We start from the raw sequence: 18,204 nt of genomic DNA, 5'->3' as shown, positions 1-18,204 counted from the left end.
GCGACGACCCAGCGCCGGGGCAGCGTAGCCGCTAGACCTGCGCGGGCTCCTTTTCGACCGGCCCCAGCTGCCACGCGCCGCCGCCGAGCAGGTGCAGCTGCTGCTCGTGGTGCTGCTCGACGGCGGGCCGATGGCTCACGCTCACGAGCACGCATTCCGGCAGCTCCGCCCGAACCAGTTGGTACAGCGCGTATTCCAGGCCGCTGTCCAGCGCGGAGGTCGCCTCGTCGAGGAAGACCGCCTTCGGCCGGGTGAGCAGGACGCGCGCGAACGCGACGCGCTGCTGCTCGCCGGGGGACAGCACTTTGGCCCAGTCCTGCTCCTCGTCCAACCGGCTGATGAGCGGCGCCAGAACAACCTTGGTGAGCACGTCGCGCAGTTGGTCATCGGCGACGCCGTCCGGCGAATTCGGGTAACACACGACGGTGCGCAACGTGCCGAGCGGCACATATGGCAACTGCGACAAGAACATCGTCTCGTTGTCGCCATCCGGACGGCACAGCGTTCCCGAGGCGTAGGGCCACAATTCGGCCAGGCTGCGCAGCAGCGTCGTCTTGCCCGCTCCGGAGCGTCCGGTGATCACCAGGCTGTCGCCCAGGTCGAGCTGGATGTCCAAAGAGTCGACCAGCTGGTCGCCCTCCGGCGTGCGCACCTCGATGCCGCGCAGTTCGACGGCGGTCTCCTCGCTGGGTTTGACGAGGATGGTGGGCAGCGCGCGCCCCTTGTCGTTGGCATCGACGAGGCCGTGCAACCGGATGATCGCCGCCCGGAAGGCCGCGAACGCGTCATAGTTGTTGCGGAAGAACGACAGTGAGTCGTTGATGTTGCCGAAAGCCTGCGCGGTCTGGGTAACATCGCCGAAGGCGATCTCCCCGGTGAACAGGCGCGGCGCCTGAATCGCCAACGGCAGCGGAATGATGGTCTGCGTCGCCGACCAGTTCCATCCGTTGAAGATAATGGTCCGGCGCACGTACCTGCGGTAGTTGTCGATGATCGGCGTGAAGCGCCGCCACAATTGGGTACGTTCGACGCGCTCGCCACGGTAGAAGCCCACCGCCTCCGCGGCGTCGCGCAACCGCACCAGGGCGTAACGGAATGCGGCGTTGAGTTTCTCGTTGTTGAAGCTCAGCCAAATCAGCGGGCGCCCAAGCCAAATCGCGACCACCGTCACGATCAAGACATAGACCAGGACGGTCCAGAACATCGCACGCGGCACGTTCGCGCCGAAGAGATTGAAGTCCCCGGACAGGTTCCACAGGATCGCGGCGAACGAGATCACCGATGCCACCGCGTTGACGGCACCGAACAGCAGGGTGCTGGTCGTCCCGTTGGACGGGATGTTCGGGGTGCCGCCCACCCCCGCGGTGAAGATGTCGATATCCTGCTGGATGCGCTGATCGGGGTTGTCAATGGTCTTGTCGATGAACAGATCCCGGTAGTAGGCCCGGCCCGCGAGCCAGTCGTCGGTGAGATGGCCCGTCAGCCACATGCGCCAGGCGATGATGAACCGCTGCGTCAGGTAGATGTCGAGGATCACCCGGGCGATGAAGATGGCCGCCAGCAGGATGAAAATCCCCAGCGAGACCCAAAAGTTGTGGATCCCCGAGTGTTTGACTTCCTCGTTGCCCGTGGCGAGCCCCTTGAGTGCCACCTGCAAAGCCGTGTACATGTCGTTGCTCTGATAGCTGAACAGCACGTTGAGCCGGACCGAGAACAGCACCAGCAGTAGCAGCACGCCGAGTCCCAGCCATGCCTTGACGCTGGTCGGCCCGACGAAGTAGCCGCGCGTGATCCGCCAGAATTGACGGCCCCACGGGGTCAGGTACCTGGCTGCGACCAGCGCGGCCAGCAGACAGACGGCACCGATGACCCACGCGATGGCGAGCCACCGCAGGGAGTCCTGAAATGCCGACGACCAATCAATGGACGGTTTGAAGAGCTTCGAGTCCAATTTCGGCGTCTCCTTCTGAGGTCGGCACTTCCCCGCAAGCTACCCGAGCCCGCAAGCTACCCGAGCGGTTGTCGATAGGCTGCGCAGATGAGCATCGACGCTCCGTCCAGCCAGACCGTACATGCCGGCCGACTCGTCGCGCGCCGGCTCAAAGCCAGCGGAATCGACACCGTCTTCACGCTGTCCGGCGGTCACCTGTTCTCGATCTACGACGGCTGCCGCGACGAGGGTATCCGGCTGATCGACACCCGCCACGAACAGACCGCGACCTTCGCCGCCGAGGGCTGGTCGAAGGTGACCAGGGTCCCGGGCGTGGCGGCGCTGACCGCGGGGCCGGGCGTCACCAACGGGATGAGCGCGATGGCGGCGGCGCAGCAGAACCAGTCGCCCCTCGTGGTGCTGGGCGGCCGGGCGCCGGCCCAGCGCTGGGGGATGGGCTCGCTGCAGGAGATCGACCACGTGCCGTTCGTCGCGCCGCTGGCCCGCTTCGCCGCCACCGCGCAATCGGCGGCCGACGCCGGGCGGCTCGTCGATGACGCGTTGCGCGCCGCGGTCGGCGCGCCGTCGGGCGTGGGATTCGTCGACTTCCCGATGGACCACGTGTTCTCCATGTCGGACGACGACCCGCGCCCGGGGGCGCTCGTCGACGTGCCGCCCGGGCCCGCGCCCGATGACCGGGCGCTGACCCGGGCCGTCGGTCTCCTGGCCGCGGCGAAGCGCCCGGTGATCATGGCCGGCACCAACGTGTGGTGGGGACACAGCGAAGCCGCGCTGCTGCGCCTGGCGGAGGAACTCCAGATCCCGGTGCTGATGAACGGGATGGCCCGCGGCGCGGTCCCGGCCGACCACCCGTTGGCGTTCTCCCGGGTTCGCGGAAAAGCGTTGGGGGAGGCCGACATTGCGCTGATCGTCGGCGTGCCGATGGATTTCCGGCTCGGCTTCGGTGCGGTGTTCGGGCAACAGACCCAGCTCGTCGTGGTCGACCGTGTCCAACCCGAGCGCCGCCATCCGCGGCCGGTGCAGGCCGAGCTCTACGGTGACCTGCTGACGATCCTGGCGGCGCTGGCCACCGCCGGGGGCGCCGGGCACCGAGACTGGGTCGAGGAACTCCGGGCGGCCGAGACCGCCGCGCGCGCCAAGGAGAACGCCGAGCTCGCCGACGACCGCGTCCCGCTGCACCCCATGCGGGTGTACGCGGAGTTGGCGCCCCTGCTGGACCGCGACGCCATCGTCGTCATCGATGCCGGCGACTTCGGCTCCTACGCCGGCCGGGTGATCGACAGCTACCTGCCGGGGTGCTGGCTGGACAGCGGCCCCTTCGGCTGCCTGGGTTCGGGGCCCGGCTACGCCCTGGCCGCCAAGCTGGCCCGGCCGCAGCGCCAGGTGGTGCTGCTGCAAGGCGACGGCGCGTTCGGCTTCAGCGGCATGGAATGGGACACGCTGGTCCGGCACAACGTGCCCGTCGTGTCCGTGATCGGCAACAACGGCATCTGGGGCCTGGAAAAGCACCCCATGGAAGCCTTGTACGGCTATTCGGTGGTGGCCGAACTGCGCCCGGGGACCCGCTACGACGAGGTGGCGCGCGCCCTGGGCGCCCACGCCGAGCTGGTGGCCGCACCCGGCGAGCTGCGGCCCGCCCTGGAGCGCGCCTTCGCCAGCGGAATGCCCGCCGTCGTCAACGTGCTCACCGACCCGGACATCGCCTATCCACGCCGATCCAACCTCGCATGATGAGTGGGCGCCGCAGCCCACCGCGTACCGTTGACCTGTGCCTAAGACGACCCGCGCTCAACCCGGACGGCTGAGCAGCCGCTTTTGGAAGCTGCTCGGCGCCAGCACCGAAAAGGACCGCAGCCGCTCCCTCACCCAGGTCAACGACTCCTCGGAATACGACGGCGAGGCGGCCGGTCTGAGCGACGAGCAGCTGCGCAAGGCGGCCGGGCTGCTCAACCTCGAGGACCTCGCCGACTCCGAGGACATCCCGCAGTTCCTCGCCATCGCCCGCGAGGCCGCCGAACGGGCGAGCGGGTTGCGGCCGTTCGACGTTCAGCTGCTCGGGGCGCTGCGGATGCTGGCCGGCGACGTGATCGAGATGGCCACCGGCGAGGGCAAGACCCTGGCCGGCGCGATCGCCGCCGCCGGGTACGCGATCGCCGGGCGGCACGTGCACGTGGTGACGATCAACGACTACCTGGCGCGCCGTGACGCCGAATGGATGGGTCCGCTGATCGAAGCCATGGGGCTGTCGGTCGGCTGGATCACCGCCGAGTCGACCAGCGAGGAGCGCCGGGCCGCGTACGGCTGCGACGTCACCTACGCCTCGGTCAACGAGATCGGCTTCGACGTGCTGCGCGATCAGCTGGTGACCGACGTCGACGACCTGGTGTCGCCCAACCCCGACGTGGCCCTCATCGACGAGGCCGACTCGGTGCTGGTCGATGAGGCGCTGGTGCCGCTGGTGCTGGCGGGAACCACGCATCGGGAGACCCCGCGGCTCGAAATCATCAAGCTGGTCGGTGAACTCAACGCCGACACCGATTTCGACACGGACTCCGACAGCCGCAACGTCCACCTGACCGACGCCGGCGCGCGCAAGGTCGAAAAGGCGCTCGGCGGCATCGACCTGTACTCCGAGGAGCACGTCGGCACCACGCTGACGGAGGTCAACGTCGCGCTGCACGCGCACGTGCTGCTGCAGCGCGACGTGCACTACATCGTGCGCGACGACGCGGTGCACCTGATCAACTCCTCGCGCGGACGCATCGCCCAGCTGCAGCGCTGGCCCGACGGGCTGCAGGCCGCCGTCGAGGCCAAGGAGGGCATCGAGACCACCGAAACCGGCGAGGTGCTCGACACCATCACCGTGCAGGCGCTGATCAACCGCTACGCCACCGTGTGCGGCATGACCGGCACCGCGCTGGCCGCCGGTGAGCAGCTGCGCCAGTTCTACAAGCTCGGTGTGTCGCCGATCCCGCCGAACAAGCCCAACATTCGCGAAGACGAGTCCGATCGGGTCTACATCACCGGCGCGGCCAAGAACGAAGCGATCGTCGCGCACATCGCCGACGTCCACGAGACCGGGCAGCCGGTGCTGGTCGGCACCCGCGATGTCGCCGAGTCCGAGGACCTGCACGAACGGCTGCTGCGCCGCGGCGTGCCCGCGGTGGTGCTCAACGCGAAGAACGATGCCGAGGAGGCCCAGGTCATCGCCGAGGCCGGCAAGTTCGGCGTGGTCACCGTGTCGACGCAGATGGCCGGGCGCGGCACCGACATCCGGCTCGGCGGCTCCGACGAGGCCGACCACGACCGCGTCGCCGAGCTGGGCGGGCTGCACGTCGTGGGCACCGGCCGGCACCACACCGAGCGGCTGGACAACCAGCTGCGGGGCCGCGCCGGGCGGCAGGGCGACCCGGGGTCGTCGGTGTTCTTCTCCAGCTGGGAAGACGACGTCGTGGCGGCCAACCTGGACCACAACAAACTGCCGATGGAGACCGACGAGGACGGCCGGATCGTCAGCCCCAAGGCGGCCGGGCTGCTCGACCACGCCCAGCGGGTCGCCGAGGGCCGCATGCTCGACGTGCACGCGAACACCTGGCGCTACAACCAGTTGATCGCCCAGCAGCGCGCCATCATCGTCGATCGGCGAAATACGTTGCTGCGCACCGCGACCGCGCGCGAGGAGCTCGCCGAGCTGGCGCCCAAGCGCTACGAGGAACTGGCCGAGGAGATCTCCGAAGAACGCCTCGAGACGATCTGCCGGCAGATCATGCTCTATCACCTGGACCGCGGCTGGGCCGACCATCTGGCCTACTTGGCCGACATCCGCGAGAGTATCCACCTGCGGGCGCTGGGCCGGCAGAACCCGCTGGACGAGTTTCACCGGTTGGCCGTCGACGCGTTCGCGTCGCTGGCCGCCGACGCGATCGAGGCGGCCCAGCAGACCTTCGAGACCGCGAACGTCCTCGAGGAGGAGCCGGGACTGGACCTGTCCAAGCTGGCGCGGCCGACGTCGACGTGGACGTACATGGTCAACGACAACCCGCTGTCGGATGACACGCTGTCCACGCTGAGCCTGCCCGGCGTGTTCCGCTAGACCCACTCGCCGAGCGTGCGGCCAGCCGGGCGTTCGCGTTCGAGTGTGCGCCCAGCCGGGCGTTCGGCGTGGAGTCGCGTTAAGGTCACGGCTCATGGAGCCGGTGCTTCCGCCCAACCGGGTGCTGACGGTCCCCAACGCGCTCAGCGCCATCCGCCTGGCGCTCATTCCGGTGTTCATCTACGTGTTGCTGGTCGCGCACGCCCACGGATGGGCGGTCGCGATCCTGATGTTCAGCGGCGCCTCGGACTGGGCCGACGGCAAGATCGCGCGGCTGCTCAATCAGTCCTCGCGGCTCGGCGTGCTGCTCGACCCCGCCGTCGACCGCCTCTACATGGTCGCCGTTCCCGTCGTGATGGCGTTCAGCGGGATCGTGCCGTGGTGGTTCGTCGCGATCCTGCTCGCACGCGATGGCCTGCTGGCCGCGACGCTGCCGCTGCTGTGGAGCCGCGGACTCTCGGCGCTGCCGGTGACCTACATCGGCAAGGCGGCGACGTTCGCCCTCATGTCGGGCTTTCCGCTGGTGCTGCTGGGCACGTGGGACGCGCTGTGGAGCCGGGTGGTAGGCGCCTGCGGGTGGGCGTTCCTGATCTGGGGCTTGTACGGCTACCTGTGGGCGTTCGTGCAGTATGCGGTCCAGATGACGCTGGTGTTGCGCCGCATGCCCAAGGTCGATCGCGGGTCGCGCCCGCCGGCCGTGGCGAAGGCGACCGACCATGGCTGACGTGGACCGCCGGCTCGGCGGCTATGACCCCAACGCCGGTCACAGCGCGCACGTGGCGGCCCGGCCGCAACAGATTCCGGTGCCCTCGCTGTTGCGCGCGCTGCTGTCCGAGCACCTGGATCCCGGCTACGCCGCGGCGGCGGCCAAGCGAGCTACCACCGAAGGCCGCCAGCGCGCGTTCGGCTGGCTGTGGCAGGCCCTGGCCGCGCTCCTCATCGCGACCGTCTTCGCCGCCGCGGTCGCGCAGGCCCGTTCGGTCGCCCCCGGGGTGCGCGACGCCCAGCAACTGCTGTTGGGCAACGTGCGGGCGATGGAAGGCTCGGCGACACAGCTGGCGCAGCGGCGCAACCAGCTCTCGACACGACTCGACGACGTGCAGCGCCGCGTGCTGGCCGACGATGCCGAGGGGCAGCGGTTGCTGAAGCGGCTCGACGCGCTCAGCGTGGCGGCCGCCAGCACGGCGGTCATCGGTCCCGGCCTGAAGTTGACCGTGACCGATCCGGGCGCGAGCCCGAACCTTTCCGACGTGTCCAAACAGCGGGTCGGCGGCAGCAGGCAGATCATCCTCGACCGCGACCTGCAGCTGGTGGTCAACTCGTTGTGGGCCAGCGGCGCCGAGGCGATCTCGGTCGGCGGCGTGCGGATCGGGCCCAACGTGACCATCCGGCAGGCCGGCGGCGCGATCCTCGTCGACAACAACCCGACCAGCAGTCCGTACACCATCCTGGCGATCGGGCCGCCGCGGTCGATGCGCGACGTCTTCGACAACAGCCCGGGGCTGCAGCGCCTGAGGCTGCTGGAGATTTCCTACGGTGTGGTGGTTACGGTGGATATCGCCGACGGTCTTTCGCTGCCCGCCGGATCCGTCCGGGATGTCAAGTTCGCCAAGCAGATTGGGCCATAGTGAGAAAAGTCCCGAACACACAGTTTCGCCTGTGCGAGACGGGAAACCCAGCATGATCGGGATCGCGGCGCTGGCGATCGGCATCGCGCTGGGCCTGGTTTTCCACCCCTCGGTGCCCGAAGTCGTGCAGCCCTATCTGCCGATCGCGGTGGTGGCGGCGCTCGACGCCGTGTTCGGCGGGTTGCGTGCCTACCTGGAACGGATCTTCGACCCCAAGGTCTTCGTGATCTCGTTCGTGTTCAACGTCTTCGTGGCCGCGCTCATCGTCTATGTCGGCGACCAATTGGGGGTGGGCACCCAGTTGTCGACGGCCATCATCGTCGTGCTCGGTATCCGCATCTTCGGCAACGCCGCGGCCCTGCGCCGCCGGCTGTTCGGGGCGTGACGCCATGACCGCGCCGGCGACGATGCAGAGCGACGCGATGAAGAGGAGCGGCGCCATGATCCCGGCGAGCTCAGCGTGAGTCAGGATCCGACGGATCGCGACGCCGGCGCGGCGCCGGATCAGGCCGCGCCACACGGGCGTCACGAACAGCGCGGGAAACACCCCCGCGGCGGGTTGTCCGGCATGCTGCGCGGCGGCCGCTCCCGCCTGGGTTTCGGCACGCTGGCCGTCCTGTTGTGTCTGCTTCTCGGGATCGCCATCGTCACCCAGGTTCGCCAGACCGAATCGGGCGATTCGCTGGACACGGCACGCCCCGCCGACCTGTTGGTGCTGCTGGATTCGTTGCGGCAGCGCGAGGGCACACTCCGCAGCGAGGTGAACGAGCTGGAGAACACGCTGAATTCGCTGCAGGCGTCCGGCAACAACGACCAGGCCGCCATCCAGTCCGCCCAATCCCGGCTGGCGGCGCTGTCCATCCTGGTCGGCGCCGTGGGCGCCACCGGGCCCGGCGTCACCGTCACGATCGAGGACCCCGGGCCGGGGGTTTCCCCCGAGGCGATGCTCGACGTGATCAACGAGTTGCGCGCGGCGGGCGCGGAGGCGATCGAGGTCAACGACGCCCACCAGTCCGTGCGGGTGGGCGTCGACACGTGGGTCGCGGGTGCGCCGGGGTCGCTGACCGTCGACTCCAAAACGCTGTCGCCCGCGTATTCGATTCTGGCGATTGGTGATCCGCCCACCCTGGCCGCGGCGATGAACATTCCCGGCGGCGCGCAGGACACGGTCAAGCGCGTCGGGGCGCGGATGTCCGTCCAGCAGGCCGACCGGGTGGACGTGACCACCTTGCGGCAACCAAAACCGCACCAATACGCTCAGCCCGTCAAGTGAGCAATTCCCGAACAGACAGGATCACTCGTGAGCGATATCCCGCCCGATCTGCGCTACACCGCCGAACACGAATGGGTTCGTCGAAGCGGCGATGACACACTGCGGGTGGGCATCACCGACTTTGCACAGTCGGCGTTGGGCGATGTCGTGTTCGTTCAGCTGCCCGACGTGGGCGCGGAGCTGACCGCCGGTGAATCGTTCGGCGAGGTCGAATCGACGAAATCGGTGTCGGACCTGTACGCCCCGGTCTCGGGCAAAGTGTCGGCCGTCAACACCGATCTGGAAGGCAGCCCGCAACTGGTCAACTCCGATCCGTACGGGGCCGGGTGGTTGCTGGATGTGCAGGTATCCGACGTCGCCGAAGTGGAGTCCGCCATTTCGTCGTTGCTCGACGCGGAGGCCTACCGCGGAACGCTGACCGAATGACGATTGCTAATGTCCCTGCAGCCTCGCACGGCGAGGCCGACGGTGCAGCCGGCACGTGGGGGAACCGACGTTTCGGATCGCCAAGTGGTGGGCGCATTGCAGGCCGGTGCGCGGTACCGTCGACAGATCTACCTTTTGAAGACCGGCATACCGGGCAACAAGACCTGGTGCGGAGGCCGGCCGAGCGGCCCGGACAGACAACGCCACAGCGGCCAGTGAGGAGCAGCGCGTGACGGACATGGACTCAGGAAGTCAGCAAGACCAGAATTCGGACGAAGTCACGGTAGAGACGACCTCTGTCTTTCGCGCCGACTTCCTCAACGAGCTCGACGCACCCGCGCAGGCGGGCACGGAAAGCGCGGTATCCGGGGTCGAGGGACTCCCGGCGGGTTCGGCGCTGCTGGTCGTCAAACGGGGTCCCAACGCGGGATCGCGGTTCCTGCTCGACCAGCCCACCACGTCGGCGGGCCGGCACCCGGACAGCGACATCTTCCTCGACGACGTGACCGTCAGCCGCCGCCACGCCGAATTCAGGTTGGAAAACAACGAATTCAGCGTCGTCGACGTTGGTAGTCTCAACGGCACTTACGTCAACCGTGAGCCCGTGGACTCCGCGGTGCTGGCCAACGGCGACGAAGTGCAGATCGGCAAGTTCCGCTTGGTGTTTCTGACCGGACCCAAGCAGGGTGAGGATGGAGGATCTTCGGGCTAGTGAGCGCACCCGATAGCTCGGCACTGGCCGGGATGTCGATCGGGGCGGTCCTGGAATTGTTGAGGCCGGACTTCCCCGATGTCACCATCTCCAAGATTCGCTTCTTGGAGGCCGAGGGGCTGGTGACGCCGCAACGGGCCGCGTCGGGTTACCGGAGGTTCACCGCGTACGACTGCGCGCGGTTGCGCTTCATCCTTACCGCGCAGCGTGATCACTACCTGCCGTTGAAGGTCATCCGGGCGCAACTGGACGCCCAGCCCGACGGCGAGCTACCGCCGTTCAAAACCTCCTATGCCGTCCCGCGCCTGGTGTCGGTGAACCGAAGCGGGGAGGCCGGCGCGGACGCGGGAGCGGACACCTCGGCGGTGGCGGCCACGCACGTCCGGCTGAGCCGCGAAGACCTACTGGCGCGTGCGGGCGTGGACGACGACCTGCTGACGGCCTTGCTCAAGGCCGGCGTCATCACCACCGGTCCCGCGGGTTTCTTCGACGAGCACGCCGTCGTGATCCTGCAATGCGCGCGGGCGCTGTCGGACTACGGCGTCGAGCCGCGGCATCTGCGCGCATTCCGGTCGGCGGCGGACCGGCAGTCGGATTTGATCGCCCAAATCGCCGGGCCGGTAGTCAAAGCCAACAAGGCCGGTGCCCGGGATCGCGCCGACGATTTGGCGCGCGAAGTTGCGGCGCTGGCCATCACGTTGCACACGTCGTTGATCAAATCCGCCGTTCGCGACGTTCTGGATCGCTGAGGACTAGACTTCGGTCGACAGCTTGGTTTCGGCGGTAGGGCGGATTTTTGACCTCGCCGCCGCTGGGAATGCCAATCCAACCGGCGCCACGAATGCGGAGGACAGACACAAATGGGTGAGGTTCGTGTTGTCGGCATTCGCGTAGAGCAGCCGCAAAACCAGCCGGTGTTGTTGCTGCGCGAAACCGACGGTGACCGTTACCTGCCGATCTGGATCGGCCAGTCGGAGGCTGCCGCCATCGCCCTCGAGCAGCAGGGTGTCGAGCCGCCTCGTCCGCTGACGCACGATCTGATCAGGGATGTCATTGCCGCGCTTGGGCATTCGCTCAAAGAGGTGCGGATCGTCGATCTGCAGGAAGGCACTTTCTACGCCGACCTGGTGTTCGACCGCAACATCACCGTGTCGGCGCGGCCCTCGGATTCGGTGGCGATAGCGCTGCGCGTCGGCGTCCCGATCTATGTCGAGGAACCCGTGCTTGCCCAGGCCGGGTTGCTGATCCCCGACGAGACCGACGAAGAGGGCGGCACCGCCGTCCGCGAGGACGAGGTGGAGAAGTTCAAGGAATTTCTCGACAGCGTGTCTCCCGACGATTTCAAAGCCACCTAGCGCGCTCCGGGCGGATCGCGCTCGACTAACCTGGTGGGGACATCACGGATCCGTCTCAACTGGCAACGTGATGTCGACACGCTGGCGGATAGCCCGCCCAGTTGGCCCCGGGGCGGCCATACTTTGATCACGACTTCAGGCGCGGCGGCTATCGGAAAGCGTAAGCTCACTAGCACTCGGGCCTGAGCAGACGTGGCTGCGGTGCAGCCAACAACGCAGCTAACGACGAGAGCGCGATCGCGGAGAGGAACCACCGTGAGCGAGCAGCCACGCCAAGAACAGCTCAACCTAGCTGAGCAGGGCACCGACGCGAGTAGCGACCGCAGCATCACCGCGGCCGGCCCCCCCGTGCAGCCCGGCCTGTTCCCGGACGACTCCGTGCCCGACGAACTCGTCGGCTACCGCGGTCCCAGCGCGTGCCAGATCGCCGGCATCACCTACCGGCAGCTGGACTACTGGGCGCGCACCTCGCTGGTGGTCCCGTCGATCCGCAGCGCGGCGGGCTCCGGAAGCCAGCGGCTCTACTCGTTCAAAGACATCCTGGTTCTCAAGATCGTCAAGCGGTTGCTCGATACCGGCATCTCGCTGCACAACATCCGCGTCGCGGTCGACCACCTGCGGCAGCGCGGTGTTCAGGATCTGGCCAACATCACCCTGTTCTCCGACGGCACCACCGTCTACGAGTGCACGTCGGCCGAAGAGGTCGTCGACCTGCTCCAGGGCGGGCAGGGCGTGTTCGGCATCGCCGTGTCCGGCGCCATGCGCGAGCTGACCGGCGTCATCGCCGACTTCCCGGGCGAGCGGGCCGACGGCGGCGAGTCGATCGCCGAACCCGAGGACGAGCTGGCGTCCCGGCGCAAGCACCGCGACCGCAAGATCGGCTGACGGCGCGCCCCGACAGCGCGCGACCGCGCGCACCCGTGGCCGAGTAAACTGGGCCGCGCATCGTATTCGAGCGGGAGAGTTCCGTGACGGCCAGTCACGGACGCCGAAGGAGCAACACCTCTCCGTCAACCTCTCAGGCACCCGGACCGCGCGAAACAATGATGCCTCTGGAAAGCGGTGACGACCCGGCGGGTCGACACCCGCCGATGGGGAAAGGCGCCCGGGACAGGCATCCGGCGCCGAATCTCTCAGGCGCCCGGCGCAGGGTGAAGACAGAGGGAGAGGGCCGTTCGTCCTCTGCCTCGATCCGTCGTCGCCCGCCTACCCAGGAGTTTCCAGTGCCCGATCAATCCACGTTCGCCGCCCGGCACATCGGCCCGGACAGCCAGGCCGTCGCCGCCATGCTCGCCGTGATCGGTGTCGACTCCCTCGACGAGCTGGCGTCCAAGGCGGTCCCGGCGGGCATCCTGGATCGGCTCGCCGACAACGGCGCCGCGCCGGGACTTGACCGCCTGCCGGCACCGGCCAGCGAGACCGAGGCGCTGGCAGAGTTGCGGGCGTTGGCCGACGCCAACACGGTGGCCGTGTCCATGATCGGTCAGGGCTACTACGACACGCTCACGCCGCCGGTGTTGTTGCGCAACATCTTGGAGAACCCCGCCTGGTACACGGCGTACACGCCGTATCAGCCGGAGATCAGCCAGGGCCGGCTCGAGGCGCTGCTGAACTTCCAGACGATGGTCGCCGACCTGACCGGCCTCGAGGTCGCCAACGCCTCCATGCTCGACGAGGGGACCGCCGCCGCCGAGGCCATGACGCTGATGCACCGCGCGGCCCGCGGCAAGAGCAACCGGCTGGCCGTCGACGCCGACGTCTTCGCCCAGACCGCGGCCATTCTGGCCACCCGCGCCAAGCCGCTGGGCATCGAGCTCGTCACCGCCGACCTGCGGAAGGGCCTGCCCGACGGCGACTTCTTCGGCGTCGTCGCCCAACTGCCCGGCGCCGGCGGCCGGGTCACCGACTGGACGGCTCTGGTCCAGCAGGCCCACGACCGCGGCGCGCTGGTCGCGATCGGCGCCGACCTGCTCGCGTGCACGCTGATCACGCCTCCCGGTGAGATCGGCGCCGACGTCGCCTTCGGTACCACCCAAAGATTCGGTGTGCCAATGGGATTCGGCGGACCGCACGCCGGCTACCTGGCCGTGCACGCCAACCACGCGCGCCAACTGCCCGGCCGGCTGGTGGGGGTCTCGCTGGATGCCGACGGCAACCCGGCCTACCGGCTTGCGCTGCAGACCCGCGAGCAGCACATCCGCCGCGACAAGGCGACCAGCAACATCTGCACCGCGCAGGTGCTACTGGCGGTCATGGCCGCGATGTACGCCAGCTACCACGGCGCCGAGGGGCTGACCGCGATCGCGCGCCGCGTGCACGCTCACGCCGAGGCGATCGCCGCCGCGCTCGGTGATGCGCTGGTGCACGACAAGTACTTCGACACCGTGCTGGCCCGCGTGCCGGGCCGCGCCGCCGAGGTGATCGCCGCGGCCAAAGCCAAGGGCATCAACCTGTGGCGCGTCGACGACGACCACGTGTCGGTGGCCTGCGACGAGGTCACCACCGACGAACACGTCGCCGCGGTGCTCGAGGCCTTCGGGGTGCAACCGGCCGAGCCGGTGTGCGCCGGCGTCATCACCCGCACCTCGGAGTTCCTGACCCATCCCGCCTTCACCCAGTACCGCACCGAGACGGCGATGATGCGCTACCTGCGCACCCTGGCGGACAAAGATATCGCCTTGGACCGCAGCATGATTCCGCTCGGCTCCTGCACGATGAAGCTCAACGCGGCCGCCGAGATGGAGCCGATCACCTGGCCGGAATTCGCCCGCCAGCATCCGTTCGCGCCGGCCTCCGACACCCCCGGGCTGCGGCGTCTGATCGCCGACCTGGAGACCTGGCTGGTGCATATCACCGGCTACGACGCCGTCTCGCTGCAACCCAACGCCGGCTCGCAGGGCGAATACGCCGGCCTGCTGGCCATCCACGACTACCACGCCAGCCGCGGCGAACCGCACCGCGACATCTGCCTGATCCCGTCGAGCGCGCACGGCACCAACGCGGCGTCGGCGGCGCTGGCCGGGATGCGGGTGGTGGTGGTGGCCTGCCACTCCAACGGCGACGTGGACCTCGACGACCTGCGCGCCAAGGTGGCCGAACACGGGGCGCGGCTGTCGACCCTGATGATCACCTACCCGTCCACGCACGGCGTCTACGAGCACGACATCGCCGACATCTGTGCCGCGGTGCACGACGCGGGGGGCCAGGTCTATGTCGACGGCGCCAACCTCAACGCGCTGGTCGGCCTGGCGCGGCCGGGGAAGTTCGGCGGCGACGTCAGCCACCTGAACCTGCACAAGACGTTCTGCATTCCGCACGGGGGCGGCGGGCCGGGCGTCGGGCCGGTAGCCGTGCGTTCGCATCTGGCGGCGTTCCTGCCCGGGCACCCGCACGCCCCCGAGCTGCCCCACGGGCATCCGGTGTCCTCGGCGCCGTACGGGTCCGCCTCGATCCTGCCGATCAGCTGGGCCTACATCCGGATGATGGGCGCCGAAGGTCTGCGCGCGGCGTCGCTGACCGCGATCACCTCGGCCAACTACATCGCCCGTCGCCTTGACGAGTACTTCCCGGTGCTCTACACCGGCGAGAACGGCATGGTGGCCCACGAGTGCATCCTGGACCTGCGCGGCATCACCAAAGACACCGGCGTGACCGTCGACGACGTCGCAAAGCGCCTGGCGGACTACGGCTTTCACGCGCCCACGATGAGCTTCCCCGTGGCCGGCACGCTGATGGTGGAACCCACCGAGAGCGAGACCCTGACCGAAGTCGACGCCTTCTGCGAGGCCATGATCGCGATTCGCCGCGAGATCGATCGGGTGGGTGCAGGGGAGTGGTCCGTCGACGACAACCCGCTGCGCGGCGCCCCGCACACGGCCGAGTGCCTGGTCATCGGCGAGTGGGACCACCCGTACACCCGCGAAGAGGCCGCCTATCCGCTGGGCAAGGACTTCCGGCCCAAGGTGTGGCCGCCGGTGCGCCGCATCGACGGCGCCTACGGCGACCGCAACCTGGTCTGCTCGTGCCCGCCCGTGGAGGCGTTCGCCTGACGGCGGGGTCTGGTGCGGGATCACCCCGGCGTTCGCGCCGGGGACTGCAACGCCAGCGGCACCAGGTATCGGCGGGCGAAGTCGCGGGCCTCGTTCGGGTTGTAGATCGGGATGACGGACTCGGGCGTCTTGATCAGCGAAATGATCAGGCGCCCGATCATCTCCCCGACGATCTCGGTGTCCAGGTCGGCGGCCAGTTCGCCACGCTCCTGCCAGCGGCGCAGCCACGTCGCGATGTAGCCGCGCGTCATGGCGATCAGGTGCTCGTCGGTCAGGTAGGCGGACAGCTCCCCGGCGGCGGGCGATTCGCGGATGCTTCGGGTCAACAACTTGGGGGCGGAGGCCTCGTGCACGAACGCGGCGAAGACTTCGGCGATCCCTTCTTCCGGTGATCCCGCGCGACCCGCGACCTCGGAGACCAGCGTGCTCAGCCGCAGCGATTCGTCCATGATGGTCAGCCGCACCAGGTTTCGCTTGTGCCGAAACCGGCGGTAGACGGTGGCGACGCCGACACCGGCGGTGTCGGCGATGTCCTGCATGGTGGTGTTGGAGAATCCGCGCTCGGTGAAGCAGGTGCGTGCCGCGGTGACGATCGTGCGGGCGGTCGGATCGAGGCTGGCCAGGCCGTCGGGCAGCGCGCCGAGCAGCATCGCGGGGTCTGACATCTGCCCTCCAGCCGGTTGGGGTATCAGGTCAATTCTGCGCTCCATCAGCGTATTCACCGGCATTCGCGGCGCGCCGGTGCGGGTGCGCCGCCACCACCGCGAGAAAGCCGGGCTTGCGGGTCAATTCCGCTCGGGCGCCACGAAGGAATCCAGCAGCACCGAACGGTAGCGGTCGCGGAGCCGCTCGTATTGGTAGCGGTTGTAGGCCAGGGGTTCCAACGTCAGCCGGCGCGGCAACCATCGCCAGCCCAGCTGCAACGCGGCGACGTAGACGACGAACTCGACCTGCTCGCGCGCGCCCCACCGCACCTTGAGCAGCCGGCGCATCGTGGGGTGGGCGACGGCGGCCGAACACACGACCACCGGGCGCGATGCCAGAGTGGTCAGCACCGGCCAGACCACTTGCAGCACGGGCCGCAGTTGCCGGGAAACCAGCAGCTTCGGGATCGGCGGGGCGACGAAGCTGCGATTGGCGAATTGCAGAAACTCGTTGTCGGCCAACTCTTTTGCCGCGACGGCGTCGTAATGTTCGAGCATGTCGTGCAGGGTCGCCGGCAGCTTCCCCTGCTTGCTGGGCAGCTCCAGAAACTGCAGTTCCGAACGCAGGGTCTGATAGACGACCTCTTTCTCCGCGAGGGTGAGGCGACGCCCGCACACCCGCAGATAACCCTGGTACAAGAGGTTGAGACCGCTCACGGCCACCCAGGTCCACACCTCGGGGTTGAGCGCGCTGTAGCGGGTGTCGCTGAACGAGTCCTTTCCCGTGCCGCGGACGTCGCGGTGCAACCGTTTGAGATCGTCCCGCGACGCCTTCACGTCCGAGCTGTCACCGAAGGCGGCGAGGGCGGTGAACGCCGCACTGCGGATCCCACGGTCGGTGAAGTTGTCGGCGAAGCGTCCGCTGCGGTCCACCGCGGCCGCGATTTCGCGATGCGCGACCTGGTCGAGGGCCAGGCGGCCGAACGCCGCGGCCAGCGGCGACCCGGCGAACCACCTGACGTCGTCGGCCAGCGCCCGGTGCGCGGAATTCCATTCCGCTTCGGGGGGCACGAACGTCGCCGCGGAAGCGTTGCCGCGCCGGTCGATTCGGCTTGTCATCGTCATCCCGTTCCTCCTTGTGCGCGTCGGTGGGCCGTCACACGACGGTCGCCCCGATCCGGTGCCGCAAACGCATGTCCCACACCACCGCCTGCACGCCGAGGCGCGTCAAGAACCGCGGCGTGAACAGGTCCAGGACCCCGAGGAGGCGCTGCCAGCGGTCGAACCGGCGTTGCTGCGCGGCCGTCCAGCCGAACCCGAGCTTTTCGCGCAGCTGCGGCGGCAGGTACCCCAGCGTCATGAAGAGGTTCCACCCGCCGAACAGCGCCGAGACGGGGGCGGGCAGAAAATCCAGGCGCGCGATGCCGATCAGGTAGCTGCGCATGCGGTCGTCGAAGTCGAGCCGGTCGAGTTGCTCCTGCCAGTACCGGTCTGCGGCTTCGCGGTCGGCGGGCCACATTTCCGGCGGCACCTGCAATGTGGTGGCGAACACCGACGCCGCCCGGTGGATGGTGTCGGGGTCGCGTCGGGAACGGCCGCCCCGCAGCCTGCGGGTGTCCTCGAACACCGCGGCCATGCAGGAGGCGACCCACAGCTGTAACTGCGGGTCGAAGGCGTTGTAGCGCACCGGGCTTTGCGGGCCGGAGCGCACCTGGGCGTGTGCGGCGTTGACGGCCTCCCGGTACACACGGCGGTCCCGTGCGTTGCCGGCGATGGCCACCGCGATGTAGGTGAAGGTGGTGCGGGCGCGTTTGAACGGATGCTTGTACAGGTTGCCGCTGTCCACCTTGCTTTCCATCACGCCATAGGCCACACCGGAATTCGCCAGCTGCATCACGACGTTCGCCGCGCCGTAGGCGGGGGACAGCCACGGCGATATCTCCTCGGCGAGAAACGAGGTGTCGGCGGAATCCGTGTCCGCCCGCCGGTCGCGCCGCTCGGGTCCGGCCGGGACGTCCTCCGGGTCGGTGGGCAGGGGCTGGGCCATGGGGTGCCTTCCTGGGTTGGCCAACG

The 18,204-nt window shown here is 68.6% G+C and carries 16 protein-coding genes and 1 riboswitch; of the genes, 12 read left to right on the top strand and 4 right to left on the bottom strand.

Annotation, left to right across the window (positions count from 1 at the left end; genetic code table 11):
* Positions 1 to 31: 31 nt before the first annotated feature.
* Positions 32 to 1,951 (bottom strand): ABC transporter ATP-binding protein/permease, encoded by a 1,920-nt coding sequence (locus W7U_RS08670; protein WP_008257000.1) that lies wholly within the window; start codon positions 1,949 to 1,951, stop codon positions 32 to 34.
* A gap of 87 nt (positions 1,952 to 2,038) precedes the next feature.
* Between W7U_RS08670 and W7U_RS08665 the strand changes: the two genes are divergently transcribed.
* From W7U_RS08665 to gcvP, 12 genes are all read left to right on the top strand, one after another.
* Positions 2,039 to 3,682 carry an acetolactate synthase gene (locus W7U_RS08665; RefSeq protein ID WP_008256999.1) on the top strand — a complete coding sequence of 548 codons (1,644 nt, stop codon included), beginning with the start codon at positions 2,039 to 2,041 and terminating at the stop codon, positions 3,680 to 3,682.
* A gap of 37 nt (positions 3,683 to 3,719) precedes the next feature.
* Positions 3,720 to 6,044 carry an accessory Sec system translocase SecA2 gene (secA2, locus tag W7U_RS08660; RefSeq protein ID WP_008256997.1) on the top strand — a complete coding sequence of 775 codons (2,325 nt, stop codon included), beginning with the start codon at positions 3,720 to 3,722 and terminating at the stop codon, positions 6,042 to 6,044.
* A gap of 94 nt (positions 6,045 to 6,138) precedes the next feature.
* Positions 6,139 to 6,768, top strand: a complete 630-nt coding sequence (locus W7U_RS08655; RefSeq protein ID WP_008256996.1) for a CDP-alcohol phosphatidyltransferase family protein — start codon at positions 6,139 to 6,141, stop codon at positions 6,766 to 6,768.
* Complete coding sequence (locus W7U_RS08650; RefSeq protein ID WP_008256993.1) at positions 6,761 to 7,672, top strand: DUF881 domain-containing protein; 912 nt, start codon at positions 6,761 to 6,763, stop codon at positions 7,670 to 7,672. Before W7U_RS08655 ends, W7U_RS08650 begins: the two co-directional genes overlap by 8 nt.
* A 52-nt stretch (positions 7,673 to 7,724) precedes the next feature.
* A complete protein-coding gene (locus W7U_RS08645; protein ID WP_008256991.1) occupies positions 7,725 to 8,057 on the top strand; it encodes a small basic family protein in 333 nt (110 codons plus the stop codon).
* 75 nt (positions 8,058 to 8,132) lie between these two features.
* Positions 8,133 to 8,945 carry a DUF881 domain-containing protein gene (locus W7U_RS08640; protein ID WP_008256990.1) on the top strand — a complete coding sequence of 271 codons (813 nt, stop codon included), beginning with the start codon at positions 8,133 to 8,135 and terminating at the stop codon, positions 8,943 to 8,945.
* 27 nt (positions 8,946 to 8,972) lie between these two features.
* Positions 8,973 to 9,371 (top strand): glycine cleavage system protein GcvH, encoded by a 399-nt coding sequence (gene gcvH / locus W7U_RS08635; protein ID WP_008256987.1) that lies wholly within the window; start codon positions 8,973 to 8,975, stop codon positions 9,369 to 9,371.
* Positions 9,372 to 9,600: 229 nt separating this feature from the next.
* Positions 9,601 to 10,083, top strand: a complete 483-nt coding sequence (gene garA / locus W7U_RS08630) for a glycogen accumulation regulator GarA (protein WP_008256985.1) — start codon at positions 9,601 to 9,603, stop codon at positions 10,081 to 10,083.
* Entirely contained in the window at positions 10,083 to 10,832 is a 750-nt protein-coding gene (locus W7U_RS08625; RefSeq protein ID WP_008256983.1) for a MerR family transcriptional regulator, read from the top strand. The genes garA and W7U_RS08625 overlap by 1 nt, the downstream gene beginning before the upstream one ends.
* Before the next feature lie 111 nt (positions 10,833 to 10,943).
* Complete coding sequence (locus W7U_RS08620) at positions 10,944 to 11,438, top strand: bifunctional nuclease family protein (protein ID WP_008256980.1); 495 nt, start codon at positions 10,944 to 10,946, stop codon at positions 11,436 to 11,438.
* A gap of 255 nt (positions 11,439 to 11,693) precedes the next feature.
* Positions 11,694 to 12,323, top strand: coding sequence for a MerR family transcriptional regulator (locus W7U_RS08615; RefSeq protein WP_008256979.1), 630 nt, complete (start codon positions 11,694 to 11,696; stop codon positions 12,321 to 12,323).
* Positions 12,324 to 12,384: 61 nt separating this feature from the next.
* A riboswitch (glycine riboswitch) is annotated at positions 12,385 to 12,482 on the top strand.
* Between the two features lie 179 nt (positions 12,483 to 12,661).
* Complete coding sequence (gene gcvP, locus W7U_RS08610; RefSeq protein ID WP_008256976.1) at positions 12,662 to 15,487, top strand: aminomethyl-transferring glycine dehydrogenase; 2,826 nt, start codon at positions 12,662 to 12,664, stop codon at positions 15,485 to 15,487.
* A gap of 20 nt (positions 15,488 to 15,507) precedes the next feature.
* Here gcvP and W7U_RS08605 read toward each other — a convergent pair whose 3' ends face one another.
* From W7U_RS08605 to W7U_RS08595, 3 genes are all read right to left on the bottom strand, one after another.
* Positions 15,508 to 16,152 (bottom strand): TetR/AcrR family transcriptional regulator, encoded by a 645-nt coding sequence (locus W7U_RS08605; protein WP_014711687.1) that lies wholly within the window; start codon positions 16,150 to 16,152, stop codon positions 15,508 to 15,510.
* 120 nt (positions 16,153 to 16,272) lie between these two features.
* The gene (locus tag W7U_RS08600) at positions 16,273 to 17,256 is read right to left on the bottom strand and encodes an oxygenase MpaB family protein (protein ID WP_008256970.1); all 984 of its coding nucleotides are present in this window, start codon (positions 17,254 to 17,256) and stop codon (positions 16,273 to 16,275) included.
* Between the two features lie 31 nt (positions 17,257 to 17,287).
* A complete protein-coding gene (locus tag W7U_RS08595) occupies positions 17,288 to 18,178 on the bottom strand; it encodes an oxygenase MpaB family protein (protein ID WP_008256968.1) in 891 nt (296 codons plus the stop codon).
* Positions 18,179 to 18,204: the final 26 nt, after the last annotated feature.

The organism is Mycobacterium sp. H4Y (assembly GCF_000364405.1).
In the GTDB taxonomy this organism is placed as follows: Bacteria; Actinomycetota; Actinomycetes; order Mycobacteriales; family Mycobacteriaceae; genus Mycobacterium; species Mycobacterium intracellulare.
This window is presented reverse-complemented; position numbering and strand designations above follow the sequence as displayed.